Consider the following 13,088-nt stretch of genomic DNA (forward strand, 5'->3'; position numbering starts at 1 on the left):
ACGAAAATGTTGGTAATTTTCGCCCCGGTGATCACCAGGAGTTCTAATAATGAAAAAAGTCATGCTCAAAACCACCCTTAGCCTCGCCGTTACCATGGCATCCACGCAGATTTTCGCAGCTGGCTTTGCCATCAACGAACACAGCATTAGCGGGATGGGGACGGGTTACGCCGGGCGATCTTCTTCTGCCGACGACGCAAGCACTGTTTATGGCAACCCTGCCGGCATGTCGCGCATCACGCGTGAACAAGTCACTGGCGGTGTTGCATTCCTCGACGCAAAAACCGATATCAGCGACGCCAGCTCCAGCCCTAACGGCGGCAGCAACAAAGGCGACATGGTGCCCTTCACCTCCGTACCTATGGGCTTCTACGTCAAACCGATCGATGATCACTGGGCCTTCGGTCTCGGCGTTTACGTGCCGTTCGGTCTGATTACCGATTACGAAAACGGCTTTGCCGGCCGTTACTTCGGCAGCAAGTCCGAAGTACAAGTGATCACCTTCCAGCCAACCGTGAGCTACAAGTTCAACGACGTCGTGTCGATCGGTTTCGGCCCGACCATCAACCGCATCGACGGTACCCTGGAATCGAACCTGTCGATCACTCAGGCAGCACCGGACGGCAAGGTCAAGATCAAGGGTGACGACACCGCGCTGGGCTACAACATCGGCGTGCTGGTTCAAGCCACCGACACTACCCGTCTGGGCCTGACCTATCACTCGAAAGTCGACTACAAGCTCGAAGGCAACACCAAGGTCAACTACGGCGCACTGGCCGCAGTCGGTCTGGGTTCCAGCCAGAAGTACGACGCTTCGTTGAAGATCACTACGCCTGAATCCCTGGACTTCTCTGTGACCCAGGCAATCAACGACCAGTGGAACGTCTATGCCGGTTCGACCTTCACCCGTTGGAGCCAGCTGAAGAAAATCACCGTCGAGAACTCGGGCGTGCAGCCGCTGCTGGCCGGTCAGTTCGGCGAGATCACCGAAGACCAGAACTGGCACGACTCCTGGGCTTACGCCGTGGGTACTTCGTATCAGTTGAACAAGGAATGGGTACTGCGTACCGGTCTGACTTTCGACCAGTCGCCGACCAACAACGTCGACCGTTCGCCACGTATCCCGACTGGCGACCGTACGATCTTCAGCATCGGTGCCGGCTGGAGCCCGACCGAAGACCTGACCATCGACGTCGCTTACTCGTACCTGAAGGAAGAGTCGGTGAAGATCCACAACGAAAACGATCGTGGCCAGACCTACGACGCCAAGTATGAAAACTCGGCAAACGGTTTCGGTGTCGGCGCGACCTACCGCTTCTGATGCTGCACGGCGAGGCTGATCCCTCGCCCACAAAAAAGCCCCGCCTCTGCAAAGAGAGCGGGGCTTTTTTGTACCTGAAATCCGTGTAGGAGCTGCGGCACGCTGCGATCTTTTGATTTTAAAAACAGGATCAAAAGATCGCAGCGTGCCGCAGCTCCTACACGGATCGGGTCATGGCTTGAGGGGTTTCGAGGCGATGGCTTTTTCGATCGCGGCGATGAATTCCGGATCGTCAGGCTTGGTCAGGCTGGAAAAATTGGCGATGACTTTACCTTGGCGATCGACCACGTATTTGTAGAAATTCCACTTCGGCGCGCTGCTCTGCGCGGCGAGCACTTGAAACAGGTGGGTGGCGTCGTCACCACGGACTTTCTGCGGCTCGGTCATGGCGAATGTCACGCCATAGTTGGCATAGCAGACCTTGGCGGTCTCGGCGCTGTCCTTGGACTCTTGCTTGAAGTCATTGGAAGGCACGCCGAGCATTTGCAGCCCTTGCGACTCGTAGCGCTTATGCAGCGCTTCAAGCCCTTCGAACTGCGGGGCAAACCCGCAAAAGCTCGCGGTATTCACCACCACCAAGGGCTTGTCGGCGTACTGCTGACACAGATCGATGGATTCCTTGGCCCGCAATTTTGGCAGCGAGCCTTGCAACAATTCCGGGCAATCGGCGGCCTGGGCCAGGCCAGTCAGCGCCATCAGCAACGCGGGAACAGCACACCAGCGCATCAGCATGTCGAACTTCCTTGAGCAGTCGTCAGGCTTCGACGTTACTCGCCACGCCTGCTTCTAGCAAATGCTCATGCCCAACTGCATCAACGCCAGACCACCCTGATGCCAGCCCCACCACACCAGCGCCAGCAATGCGGCGCCGAGTGCGGCGAGGACGATACGCGGCCAGAATCGGCTCATGCGGCGCTCGCAGCGGCTTGCAGGCGGGCGACCGGACGTTCGCGCACCGGCCAGTTCAAAGCGGCCGCCAACAGGCTGAGAAGGACTGCCACTTGCCAGATCAAGTCATAACTCCCGGTACGGTCGTAAACCACCCCGCCCAACCAGCCGCCGAGGAACGAACCCAGCTGATGGAACAGGAACACGATACCGCCGAGCATGGACAGATTACGCACGCCAAACAAGGTCGCCACCGTACCGTTGGTCAACGGCACCGTCGACAGCCACAAAAAGCCCATGGCCATGCCGAACAGATAAGCCGAGGTGGTCGTCACCGGTAGCCACAGGAACAGCACGATCACCACCGCGCGCAACAGATACAGCGCAGTGAGCAAACGCGGTTTCGACATGCGCCCGCCGAGCCAGCCAGCGGTGTAAGTGCCGAAGATGTTGAACAGGCCGATCAGCGCCAGCACCGTAGTGCCGACGGAAGCCGGCAGATGCTGATCGACCAGATACGCCGGCAGATGCACACCAATGAATACCACCTGAAAACCGCAGACGAAAAAGCCGAACGCCAGCAACCAGAAACCCGAATGCGAGCAAGCCTCACGCAGCGCCTCGGTCAGAGTTTGTTCATGGCCGAGCACCGGCAGCGGTTTGTCCTTGAGCATGCTCACCAACGGCACGATCAGCGCCACCAGCAAACCCAACACCAACAACGCCGCTGACCAGCCGAGCCAGCCGATCAGCCCCAGCGTGCCCGGCAACATGGCGAATTGACCGAACGAGCCGGCAGCGCTGGCAATGCCCATGCCCATGCTGCGTTTCTCTGGCGGCACCGCGCGCCCGACCACGCCGAGGATTACCGAGAACGACGTCCCGGACAAGCCAATACCGATCAGCAAACCGGCGCTCAATGACAGCGTCACCGCCGAATCAGACAGCCCCATGCACACCAGACCTGCCGCATAGAGCACCCCACCAACGAGCACCACTTTCGCGGCGCCGAAACGGTCAGCCAGTGCGCCGGTGAACGGCTGCGCCAGGCCCCAGATCAGGTTCTGCAGGGCGATGGCGAAAGCGAACACCTCGCGGCCCCAGCCGAATTGCGCGCTCATCGGTGACAGGAATAAACCGAAACCGTGCCGCACGCCCAATGACAACGCGAGGATCAGCGCACTTCCGACCAACACCCAACCGCACGTACGCCACATCGATGTCATTATTGTTCTCCGCTTGCGGGTATATACCCGCTTGAGTTTGGAAAAAACCGGCCTCAGGCCAGTTCATCCAGCAATTTGAGCAAGGTTTCACGCTTCTCGGCACCCAGTCGATCAATCAATCGCTGCTGCGCCGCTTCCCAGGCCGGCAGCGCATCTGCCAAGCGTTGTGCACCGGTTTCGGTGAGCCGGACGATGCGGTTACGCATGTCTTCGCCCTCGGCCAGCGCCACCAGCCCTTCGCCTTCCAGCACGCGCAGATTGCGCCCGAGGGTACTGCGATCCAGGCCCATGGCCTCAGCAAGTTCGGAAATGCTCGGCTGATCCAGACGCTGTAGATTGCACAGCAGAGAATACTGGGCAACGTTGATCCCGAAGCCGTCGAGAGCGCCGTCGTAATGCCTGCTGACGCCACGAGCGGCGCGACGCAGGTTAGTGCACAAACACTGAGATGGAAGCATGATGCGTGTATATACCCGCGACTGTGTTAAATCAAGTTACAGATGAAAAAGATCGCAGCCTTCGGCAGCTCCTACAGGTTTACGCGAACCGATGTAGGAACTGCCGAAGGCTGCGATCTTTTGATTCTAAATCAGCACAACACCAACCAACACCACCATCTCCAGCAATTCCAGCAACGCCCCTGCCGTATCGCCGGTCGTCCCACCCAGTCGCCGCATCATCACCCGCCGCAGCCAGACAAACACACCGATCGAAACCACCAACGCAACGACTGCACTGAACCCGGCGATCAACACGCAAGCCAGCCCACTCAAGCCCAGCACCCACCACCCGGCCTTGCGCGGCAGATGATCCGCCAGCGCCTGCCCCAACCCGCCGGCGCGCACATACGGCGTGGTCAGAAACAACCCCAACAAAGCCGCCCGCCCCAGCAACGGCACGATGAGCAGGACAATCCCATGCCCTTGCTCGATCAACGCCAGCAGCGCGGCAAACTTCAGCAGCAACACCAGCACCAGCGTGACCACCGCAATCGGCCCGCTGCGCGGATCCTTCATGATCGTCAGCGTGCGCTCGCGATCACCGAAACCGCCGAGCCAGGCATCGGCGCTGTCGGCCAGGCCATCGAGGTGCAACGCGCCGCTGAGTAACACCCACACCGTCAACAGCAGTGCTGCATGCAGCAACAACGGCGCGCCGGCAAGCAGCAGATTCAACGCCCAGAGGATCACCCCAAACAGCAAACCCACCAGCGGATAAAACAGCAGCGAGCGCCCTAGCTGTTCCGGCTCAGGCATGCCCGGCAACCGAATCGGCAAGCTGCTGAGAAATTGCAGGGCGATCCACAGCGGCAACATGTCAGCGACCTTCCTTGAGTGAACCATCGACCTCGACCGTCAGCGCAAACAACGCGCCATGCCCGACCTCGACATTGAGCAATTGCTCACGCGGCAACCCACGCGCTTGCGCCAGCAACAAACGCATCACACCGCCGTGACTGATCAGCAAAATGCGCTGACCGGCGTAGGCGCTGTGCAACCGTGCAACTGCCTCCAGCACCCGCGCGGAAAAATCACTGACCGGCTCACCCTGCGGCGGTGTAAACGCATACGGATCGGCCCAGAACAGGCCCAACGCCTCGGCATCGGTCGCCATCAACGCCGCCGCGCTCTGCCCTTCCCACGCGCCGAAATGCAGCTCTTGCAGATCCTTGTCGAGCTGCACCGGCAAATTCAGCTGCTCACCCAGCTCAGCGGCAAACCGCGCGCAACGCTGCAACGGCGAGCTGACCAGACGATCCCACGGCCCGCCCTCGACCACCGCTGCACGCATCTGCGCCCAGCCGTTCTCGGTGAGCGCATCGTCGAGACTGCCGCGCAATCCGCCACCGAGTTCAGTCTCACCGTGGCGCAGCAGATCCAGATGCAATGTCATGCCGGACGATCCGCAACTGCCGCTTCGGCGAACGTCGCCATTTGCCCGTGCAGGTCGCACGCCAGACGCAACAATGGCACCGCCAACGCCGCACCACTGCCCTCGCCCAGACGCAGGCCAAGCTCCAGCAACGGCTCAGCACCGAGCGCTTCGAGTACGTGACGATGGCCCGGCTCGGCGCCACGATGCCCGAACAACAGCCACTCGCGACACGCAGGATTGAGACGCACCGCGACCAGCGCGGCGACCGTGCAGATAAAGCCGTCGACCAACACCGCAACGCCTTCCTGCGCGCAGGCCAGATAGGCACCGACCAGCGCCGCGATTTCGAAACCGCCAAGGTTGAACAACGTCTGCAACGCATCACCACGTTGCGCCGCGTGCAAGGCCAATGCGCGCTCGATGACTTGCGCTTTGTGGCTGACGCCTTCCGCGTTCAAACCTGTGCCCGGGCCGGTCAGATGCATCACCGGACAATCGAGCAAGGCGCAGGCCAGCGCACTGGCCGCGGTGGTATTGCCGATACCCATTTCGCCGCCGATGAACAACTGAGCGCCAGCCGCTTTCGCGCGCAGCACGCTGTCACGCCCAGCCTGCAAAGCAAGTTCGCCCTGAGCCTGAGTCATCGCCGCGCCCAACACGAGATTCGCCGTGCCCGGGCCAATGTTCAAGTGACGCACACCCGGCAGATTCAGCGACGGCGTCACGGTGCCTAGATCGACCACTTCGAGCTGCGCACCCAGTTGACGCGCGAGCACACTGATCGCTGCCCCGCCGCTGACAAAGTTCAGCAGCATCTGCCCGGTGACTTCCTGCGGGAACGCCGAAACCCCTTCGGCGACCACCCCGTGATCGCCGGCAAAAATCGCGATCCAGACCTGCGCCAGCGTCGGTTTGACCTGCCCTTGCAGCCCGGCCAGTTGCACCGCCACCGATTCCAGGCGACCCAGCGAGCCGGCCGGTTTGGTCAGTTGCTGCTGCCGCGCCGCCGCTTGTGCAAGCACCTCGGCATGCAGCGGTTGGCACGAATTCAGCCACCACGATTGAGTCATAACGCAGATCCTTTCAAAGTCAGGGGCAAGCCGGCGACCGTCAGCACCACACGCTGACAGCGCTCGGCCAGAGCTTGATGCAGCCAACCGGCTTCATCGACGTAGCGGCGAGTCAATTCGCCCAGCGGCACGACACCCATTCCGGTCTCGTTGCTGACAAAAATGATTTCACCCGGCAGCGCGGCCAGGCATTCGAGCAGGGATTCACGCTCGGCGGCGAGACGCTCGGCGTCATCGAGCATCAGCAGGTTGGTCAGCCACAGCGTCAGACAATCGACCAGCAGGCAACGCTCGGCGCTGGCGTGTTCGCGCAGGACGCGGGCCAGTTCCAATGGTTCTTCGATGAGCGTCCATTCGGCTGGGCGACGGGCGCGGTGATGGGCGACGCGATCGCTCATCTCGCCATCGAGCGGCTGGCTGGTGGCGATGTAGGTGACCGCAAGATTGCTTTCGCTGGCGAGTTTTTCCGCGAGGCGGCTTTTGCCGGAGCGGGCGCCGCCGAGGATCAGTTGGAGCATGGGGACATCCTGAAAATTATGGGTTGAGACGAATGGCGCTATCGCGAACAGGCTCACTCCTGCAAGGGAACGCGGTCAACTGTAGGAGTGAGCCTGCTCGCGATGAGGCTATGGAACCCACCTCAAATCCCACAGAGCCGGCGCAACAGCTCGGTATCCAGATGCTTCTCCACCAGATCCGCCAACCGCTCGATATCGCGCTCGCGCAAGCCGTGGTAATCCACCGCCTGCACATCGCACAATCCGGCCCAGCGCAACAAAGCGGCACTCGCCGCCGGCGATTCAAACAGGCCATGCAGGTAGGTGCCAAACACTTGTCCATCAGCACTCTGCGCACCGTCGCAACGACCGTCATCCAGATGCACCGCCGCATGCTCCAGCGCTGCTCCGCTGGTCACCCCGGCATGGATTTCATAACCGCTGACCTCGGCATCTTCCAGCGCCAGCCGCCCGCGCACATTGCGCAATTGCTTCTCGGCTTCCAGCGTCGTTTCGAACGCCAGCAAAGCCAGGCCGGCACTGGAACCCGGCGCACCTTCGAGGCCCAAAGGATCATGCACCTGCTGACCGAGCATTTGCAGACCGCCGCAGATCCCCAGCACTTTGCCGCCGTAACGCAAATGCCGACTGATTGCCGTATCCCAGCCATTCGCACGTAGATACGCGAGGTCGCTGCGCACGCTTTTCGAGCCGGGCAGAATGATCAGGTCAGCCGCCGGAATCGCCTGCCCCGGGCCGACAAATTGCAGGTCGACCTGCGGGTGCAAACGCAGTGGATCGAAGTCGGTGTGGTTGCTGATTCGCGGCAGTACCGGCACCACCACCTTCAGCACTTGTTCGGCCTTGTCGGTCTGGCGCTGATCGATGCCGTCCTCGGCTTCCAGATGCAGGTCCATCACGTAGGGCAACACGCCGATCACCGGTTTGCCGGTGCGCTGTTCCAGCCAGTCGAGACCCGGTTGCAGCAAAGCGATGTCACCGCGAAAACGGTTGATGATGAAACCTTTGACCCGCGCCTGCTCGCTCGGCGAGAGCAACTCCAGCGTGCCGACCAGATGGGCGAAAACCCCGCCGCGATTGATGTCGGCAATCAGCAGCACCGGGCAATCTACCGCCTCGGCAAAACCCATGTTGGCGATGTCGCCGGCACGCAGATTGATCTCCGCCGGCGAGCCCGCACCTTCGACCATTACCAGCGGATAAGCAGCGCTGAGCCGTTCGTGGGAGGCCAGCACCGCTTGCATCGCGATGGCTTTGTAGTCGTGATAGGCGACGGCGTTCATGCTGGTGACGGCGCGGCCATGGATGATCACTTGCGCGCCGGTGTCGCTGTTCGGTTTGAGCAATACCGGATTCATGTCGGTGTGCGGTTCGAGATGCGCCGCTTGCGCCTGCACCGCTTGCGCGCGACCGATCTCGCCACCGTCTGCCGTCACCGCGCTGTTGAGCGCCATGTTCTGCGGTTTGAACGGGACGACCGCGACACCTTGGCGCGTTGCCCAACGGCACAACGCCGTCACCAGCGTGCTTTTACCGGCGTCGGAAGTGGTGCCCTGCACCATCAGGGTTGTCATGCGTTGTCCTTGGTGAAAGCCAGCAAAGCCTGTTCGAGACGCGCCTCTTCGGCGACGTCAGCGGGCAGACCAAAACGCAAACTGCTGTTGTGGGTGAAGATGCGCAGGAGGATGCCGCGCCGCGCCATGAACTCGTGCAGCGCCTGCGCATGCTCGGTGATCAGGCACTGGAACAGCGCGCAACCACCCTGCGGTTTGAAGCCATAGCGCGCGAGCATCAGGGCCAACCGCTCACTCGCCTCATCGCTGCGGATGCGCTGACGCGTATGGCCTTCGGTGTCTTGCAGACACACCTGGCCAAGCACGCGCGTCGGCCCGCTGACGGCCCACGGCCCGACTTGTTCGGCGAGCAAACGCAGCAATTTACGCTCGGCCAGCACAAAGCCCAGACGCACGCCGGCCAGACCAAAGAACTTGCCAAACGAACGCAAGACGACCAGCCCGACCTGATGCGCATACGGCGCGAGGCTCAGCTGCGGCGTGTTGTCCATGAACGCTTCATCGACCACCAGCCAGCCACCGCGCTGCGCCAGTCGCGCATGCCAGTCGAGTAGCCGCGCCGGGGTCAGACTGAGGCCGGTCGGGTTATTCGGATTGACCACCACCAACACGTCGAGACTGTCGAGAAAGAACTCGACTTCCTGCTCCAGCACTTCGCGCACGATGTAACCGCTGCGACGCCAGGCTTCGGCGTGTTCGGCATAGCACGGCGATAAAACGCCAACCTTGCCGGTGCGACGCAAACGCGGCAGCAATTGAATGGCCATTTGCGAGCCAGCCACCGGCAGCACTTGTGCGGCGCCGTAGTAATCGCACGCCGCCTGCTCCAGACCGTCATCGGTTTCCGGCAAGCGCGCCCAGGCACGCAGCGGGATTTCCGGGATCGGGAACGGCCACGGCGCGAGACCGCTGGACAGGTCGAGCCAGTCAGCTTCGGCAATGCCGTAGTCGAGCGCCGCCTTGCGCAGCCGGCCACCGTGCTCAAGCATAGAATTCAGCCCCCACGCAGAGAATCAGCAGCCATAACCATACGCCGCGCTGGACCAATTGCCAGCCGCGATCAATGGAATCGGCATCGGCTGGCGCCCCTTCGCCGAGCTGCGGGCGCTCATGCAGTTCGCCGTGATAGATCGCCGGGCCGCCCAGTTCCACGCCCAGCGCACCGGCACCTGTGGCCATCACCGGGCCGGCGTTCGGGCTGTCCCACTTCGGCGCCTGTGTGCGCCAGCACTTCAAGGACAGTCGGGTTTTGCCGAGCAACGCGTAGGTCAACGCCACCAGGCGCGCAGGAATGTAGTTCAACACGTCGTCGATTTTTGCCGCCGCCCAGCCGAAACGCTCAAAGCGTTCGTTGCGATAGCCCCACATCGCGTCGAGGGTATTGCTCAGGCGATAGAGCACCACGCCCGGCGCACCGGCGACGACAAACCAGAACAGCGCGGCGAACACCGCATCGCTGCCGTTCTCCAGCACCGACTCCGTGGCGGCGCGGGCGACGGCGGTGCTGTCGAGTTCATCGGTCTGACGGCTGACCAGATAGCCGACGCGCTTGCGCGCTTCGTTGAGATCATCCGCGCGCAACGCAGCAGCGACCGGGGCGACATGTTCACCGAGGCTGCGCATGCCGAGCGCGCAATACAACGCGAGAATCTCGACCACCCAGCCCACGTACGGCGCCCAGGAAAATGCCGTGGCGAGTAACGTCAGCGGCAGCACGGCGATCACCCACGCGGTGACGCCATGGCTGCGCCAGCCGCGACCACCGGCGTTGAAACGTTGCTCGATGCGCCCGGCAAAATTGCCGAACGCCACCAGCGGATGCCAGCGTTTCGGTTCACCGAGCAACGCATCCAGCGCAACCGCGGCGACACTCAACAACGCCACACTCATTGACTCACTCCCCAATAATTTTCATACAGCAACTCATTGAGCGGACGCGCCTGCGCCCACCCTTCGAGTACCAGCATCGGCGCCGGATAGAATTCCTTGACCGGGCCCAGGCACAAAACGGCCAGAGGTTTAGCGCCTTGCGGCAATTTCAGTAAATCGGCGAGTGCCTGCGGCTCGAACAGCGAGACCCAGCCCATGCCCAACCCTTCGGCACGCGAGGCCAGCCAGAGGTTTTGAATCGCGCAGGACAACGAAGCCATGTCCATTTCCGGCAACGTGCGGCGCCCGAAGATGTGCTTCTCGCGATCATCCATCAGCGCCGCGACCAGCACTTCGGCGCAGTCATTGATGCCTTCGACCTTGAGTTTCATGAACTCGTCACTGCGCTCGCCGAGGGCTTCGGCTGTGCGGATGCGTTCTTCTTCGACGAGGTTCTGGATCCGGCCGCGCAGGTTTCGGTCGCTGATGCGAATGAAGCGCCAGGGCTGCATCAGGCCGACGCTTGGGGCCTGGTGGGCGGCTTCAAGGAGACGCCGCAGCAACTCAGGCTCGACCGTCCCGCCGGTGAAGTGGCGCATGTCGCGGCGCTCGGCAATGGCTCGATAGACGGCTTGGCGCTCCGCCTCAGAGAATGCGTTGTCGGTCATGGCCCTTTCGCGAGCAGGCTCGCTCCTACAGGGGATCGCATTTCGTCAGCCACAACATCGCCCACTGTAGGAGTGAGCCTGCTCGCGATAGCGTCCTCAAGGCACGGCGCAAACAACGCAGCGACAGCCACAGGATTCGACGGAAAGTAAAAGTGCACATAAGAAGCCGTCATCCGCCCCTCACGATAAACCGCCTCAGCCCCACGCCCGCCATTCGGGCTCAACCCTCGGGCAATCGGGGTCAGCTCGGTAGTCGTCAGCGAATGATGATAAGTGTGCCCACGCAACGCCCCTTCCGGCAGATCCACCGCCTGCAACGCCAACGCCGCCAGACGTTTCTGCATCACTGCATCACCGGTCAGCAATCCGACCAGCTCAGCCCGCTTGCCTTCAACATCAGTCAGCGAATCGAGCAGATACAGCATCCCGCCACACTCAGCGAGCAACGGTTTACCCGCCGCATGATGCGCACGGACCGCCTCGAGCATCGCGGTGTTCTGCGACAACGCCACGTGATGCAATTCCGGATACCCGCCGGGCAGATACAGACTGTCCGCCTCAGGCAGTTGCCTATCGCGGATCGGCGAGAAAAAGCTCAACTCGGCACCCATCGCGCGCAGCAGATCGAGACTCGCGCCATAGGTGAAGGCAAACGCCTCATCACGCGCAACGGCAATGCGCACATTTTTCAGCAAAGGCTCGACGGCGATAACGTCCGGCGCGGCAAATTCCACGGCCGGTGGCAGCGCTACCTCGCAGCTGCTGGCGAGCGCTGCTGCGGCGGCGTCGAGTCGCACATCGAGGTCATTCAACTCGCTGGCCTGCACCAGGCCGAGATGACGGCTCGGCAGTTCGATGCCGGTCTCGCGCGACAATGCGCCGTACCAGCGCAGACCTTCTGTAAGGCTGCCTTCGAGCAATTGCGCGTGACGCAACGTGCCGACCCGGTTGGCCAAAACCCCGGCAAATGGCAGATCCGGTTGGTACTTCGCCAGGCCCAACGCCAGCGCACCAAAGGTCTGCGCCATCGCTGTGCCGTCGATCACACCGAGCACCGGCACACCAAAATGCCGCGCCAGATCGGCACTCGACGGCGTGCCGTCAAACAGGCCCATCACGCCTTCGATCAGAATCAGATCCGCCTCGGCGGCGGCTTCCCACAACAGACGACGACTTTCCTGCTCGCCGACCATCCACATGTCCAGTTGATACACCGGCGCACCGCTGGCACGCTCGAGAATCATCGGGTCGAGGAAGTCCGGGCCGCATTTGAACACGCGCACCTTGCGCCCCTGATTGCGATGCAAACGGGCGAGCGCGGCGGTAACGGTGGTCTTGCCCTGACCGGAAGCCGGCGCGGCGATGAGCACCGCCGGGCAGTGACGTGGTTGATTCAAAGTTCGACGCCTTTCTGCGCTTTGATGCCGGCCTGGAAGGCGTGTTTGAGCATGCCCATTTCGGTGACGGTGTCGCCCATCTCGATCATTTCCGGCTTGGCCGCACGACCGGTGACGATCACGTGCTGCATCGGCGGCCGCGCCTGCAAATCGCTGAGTACTTGATCGAGATCGAGGTAGCCGTGCTTGAGGGCGATGTTCAATTCATCGAGCACCACCAGACCGATCGACGGATCACGCAACAGCTCGCGGGAGACTGCCCAAGCGGCTTCGGCAGCAGCGATGTCGCGCTGACGGTCCTGGGTTTCCCAGGTGAAGCCCTCGCCCATCACGTGGAAGCGCACTTGTTCGGGGAAGCGGCGGAAAAACAATTCTTCGCCAGTGCTGTTGCGGCCCTTGATGAACTGCACCACGCCGCACTGCATGCCGTGGCCCATGGCGCGCGCAAGCATGCCGAACGCCGAACTGCTTTTGCCTTTGCCATTGCCGGTCAGCACCAGCACCAGGCCGCACTCGTCGGGCGAGTTGGCGATGCGTTCGTCGATCACGGCTTTTTTGCGCTGCATACGCGCCAGATGGCGTTCGTCGCGCTCGGGGGAATCAGTCATGGGGGAGCTCTCCGTTGGGGCTGGATAACGGCGGGCAGGCACAAGAATAGACGGCAAAAAGCCTGGCATCGCCC

General features: G+C 61.9%; 15 protein-coding genes. 1 reads left to right on the forward strand and 14 read right to left on the reverse strand.

Features of this window, described 5'->3' with window-relative positions; translation table 11 throughout:
* Positions 1–49 precede the first annotated feature (49 nt).
* Entirely contained in the window at positions 50–1,321 is a 1,272-nt protein-coding gene (locus QOL84_RS10720; RefSeq protein WP_129391167.1) for an OmpP1/FadL family transporter, read from the forward strand.
* A gap of 171 nt (positions 1,322–1,492) precedes the next feature.
* Here the strand turns inward: QOL84_RS10720 and QOL84_RS10725 are convergent, their stop codons facing one another.
* From QOL84_RS10725 to cobO, 14 genes are all read right to left on the reverse strand, one after another.
* Positions 1,493–2,053 carry a glutathione peroxidase gene (locus QOL84_RS10725; protein ID WP_129391164.1) on the reverse strand — a complete coding sequence of 187 codons (561 nt, stop codon included), beginning with the start codon at positions 2,051–2,053 and terminating at the stop codon, positions 1,493–1,495.
* Positions 2,054–2,107: 54 nt separating this feature from the next.
* Positions 2,108–2,230, reverse strand: a complete 123-nt coding sequence (locus QOL84_RS10730; protein ID WP_256661296.1) for a hypothetical protein — start codon at positions 2,228–2,230, stop codon at positions 2,108–2,110.
* On the reverse strand, positions 2,227–3,435 hold the full coding sequence (locus tag QOL84_RS10735; RefSeq protein ID WP_283437191.1) for an MFS transporter: 1,209 nt from the start codon (positions 3,433–3,435) through the stop codon (positions 2,227–2,229). The genes QOL84_RS10730 and QOL84_RS10735 overlap by 4 nt, the downstream gene beginning before the upstream one ends.
* A 53-nt stretch (positions 3,436–3,488) precedes the next feature.
* Positions 3,489–3,893: a MarR family winged helix-turn-helix transcriptional regulator gene (locus tag QOL84_RS10740; protein WP_129391158.1), complete on the reverse strand. Its 405-nt coding sequence runs from the start codon at positions 3,891–3,893 to the stop codon at positions 3,489–3,491.
* 126 nt (positions 3,894–4,019) lie between these two features.
* Positions 4,020–4,751, reverse strand: coding sequence for an adenosylcobinamide-GDP ribazoletransferase (locus QOL84_RS10745; protein ID WP_283437192.1), 732 nt, complete (start codon positions 4,749–4,751; stop codon positions 4,020–4,022).
* 1 nt (position 4,752) lies between these two features.
* The gene (cobC, locus tag QOL84_RS10750) at positions 4,753–5,328 is read right to left on the reverse strand and encodes an alpha-ribazole phosphatase family protein (RefSeq protein ID WP_283437193.1); all 576 of its coding nucleotides are present in this window, start codon (positions 5,326–5,328) and stop codon (positions 4,753–4,755) included.
* On the reverse strand, positions 5,325–6,380 hold the full coding sequence (gene cobT, locus QOL84_RS10755) for a nicotinate-nucleotide--dimethylbenzimidazole phosphoribosyltransferase (protein ID WP_283437194.1): 1,056 nt from the start codon (positions 6,378–6,380) through the stop codon (positions 5,325–5,327). Before cobT ends, cobC begins: the two co-directional genes overlap by 4 nt.
* Entirely contained in the window at positions 6,377–6,898 is a 522-nt protein-coding gene (gene cobU, locus QOL84_RS10760) for a bifunctional adenosylcobinamide kinase/adenosylcobinamide-phosphate guanylyltransferase (RefSeq protein WP_283437195.1), read from the reverse strand. Before cobU ends, cobT begins: the two co-directional genes overlap by 4 nt.
* 122 nt (positions 6,899–7,020) lie before the next feature.
* The gene (locus QOL84_RS10765; protein ID WP_283437196.1) at positions 7,021–8,472 is read right to left on the reverse strand and encodes a cobyric acid synthase; all 1,452 of its coding nucleotides are present in this window, start codon (positions 8,470–8,472) and stop codon (positions 7,021–7,023) included.
* On the reverse strand, positions 8,469–9,461 hold the full coding sequence (gene cobD / locus QOL84_RS10770) for a threonine-phosphate decarboxylase CobD (RefSeq protein ID WP_283437197.1): 993 nt from the start codon (positions 9,459–9,461) through the stop codon (positions 8,469–8,471). The genes QOL84_RS10765 and cobD overlap by 4 nt, the downstream gene beginning before the upstream one ends.
* A complete protein-coding gene (gene cbiB, locus QOL84_RS10775) occupies positions 9,454–10,362 on the reverse strand; it encodes an adenosylcobinamide-phosphate synthase CbiB (protein ID WP_283437198.1) in 909 nt (302 codons plus the stop codon). The genes cobD and cbiB overlap by 8 nt, the downstream gene beginning before the upstream one ends.
* A complete protein-coding gene (bluB, locus tag QOL84_RS10780) occupies positions 10,359–11,009 on the reverse strand; it encodes a 5,6-dimethylbenzimidazole synthase (RefSeq protein WP_283437199.1) in 651 nt (216 codons plus the stop codon). Before bluB ends, cbiB begins: the two co-directional genes overlap by 4 nt.
* Positions 11,006–12,406, reverse strand: a complete 1,401-nt coding sequence (locus tag QOL84_RS10785) for a cobyrinic acid a,c-diamide synthase CobB (RefSeq protein WP_283437200.1) — start codon at positions 12,404–12,406, stop codon at positions 11,006–11,008. The genes bluB and QOL84_RS10785 overlap by 4 nt, the downstream gene beginning before the upstream one ends.
* The gene (gene cobO / locus QOL84_RS10790; RefSeq protein ID WP_003223053.1) at positions 12,403–13,014 is read right to left on the reverse strand and encodes a cob(I)yrinic acid a,c-diamide adenosyltransferase; all 612 of its coding nucleotides are present in this window, start codon (positions 13,012–13,014) and stop codon (positions 12,403–12,405) included. Before cobO ends, QOL84_RS10785 begins: the two co-directional genes overlap by 4 nt.
* Positions 13,015–13,088: the final 74 nt, after the last annotated feature.

Source organism: Pseudomonas helmanticensis (assembly GCF_900182985.1).
Lineage (GTDB): Bacteria > Pseudomonadota > Gammaproteobacteria > Pseudomonadales > Pseudomonadaceae > Aquipseudomonas > Aquipseudomonas helmanticensis.

Coding starts and splice junctions, on each gene's coding strand:
- QOL84_RS10720 (WP_129391167.1), top strand. CDS start 50: ATGAAAAAAGTCATGCTCAAAACCACCCTTAGCCTCGCCGTTACCATG.
- QOL84_RS10725 (WP_129391164.1), bottom strand. CDS start 2,053: ATGCTGATGCGCTGGTGTGCTGTTCCCGCGTTGCTGATGGCGCTGACT.
- QOL84_RS10730 (WP_256661296.1), bottom strand. CDS start 2,230: ATGAGCCGATTCTGGCCGCGTATCGTCCTCGCCGCACTCGGCGCCGCA.
- QOL84_RS10735 (WP_283437191.1), bottom strand. CDS start 3,435: ATGACATCGATGTGGCGTACGTGCGGTTGGGTGTTGGTCGGAAGTGCG.
- QOL84_RS10740 (WP_129391158.1), bottom strand. CDS start 3,893: ATGCTTCCATCTCAGTGTTTGTGCACTAACCTGCGTCGCGCCGCTCGT.
- QOL84_RS10745 (WP_283437192.1), bottom strand. CDS start 4,751: ATGTTGCCGCTGTGGATCGCCCTGCAATTTCTCAGCAGCTTGCCGATT.
- cobC (WP_283437193.1), bottom strand. CDS start 5,328: ATGACATTGCATCTGGATCTGCTGCGCCACGGTGAGACTGAACTCGGT.
- cobT (WP_283437194.1), bottom strand. CDS start 6,380: ATGACTCAATCGTGGTGGCTGAATTCGTGCCAACCGCTGCATGCCGAG.
- cobU (WP_283437195.1), bottom strand. CDS start 6,898: ATGCTCCAACTGATCCTCGGCGGCGCCCGCTCCGGCAAAAGCCGCCTC.
- QOL84_RS10765 (WP_283437196.1), bottom strand. CDS start 8,472: ATGACAACCCTGATGGTGCAGGGCACCACTTCCGACGCCGGTAAAAGC.
- cobD (WP_283437197.1), bottom strand. CDS start 9,461: ATGCTTGAGCACGGTGGCCGGCTGCGCAAGGCGGCGCTCGACTACGGC.
- cbiB (WP_283437198.1), bottom strand. CDS start 10,362: ATGAGTGTGGCGTTGTTGAGTGTCGCCGCGGTTGCGCTGGATGCGTTG.
- bluB (WP_283437199.1), bottom strand. CDS start 11,009: ATGACCGACAACGCATTCTCTGAGGCGGAGCGCCAAGCCGTCTATCGA.
- cobO (WP_003223053.1), bottom strand. CDS start 13,014: ATGACTGATTCCCCCGAGCGCGACGAACGCCATCTGGCGCGTATGCAG.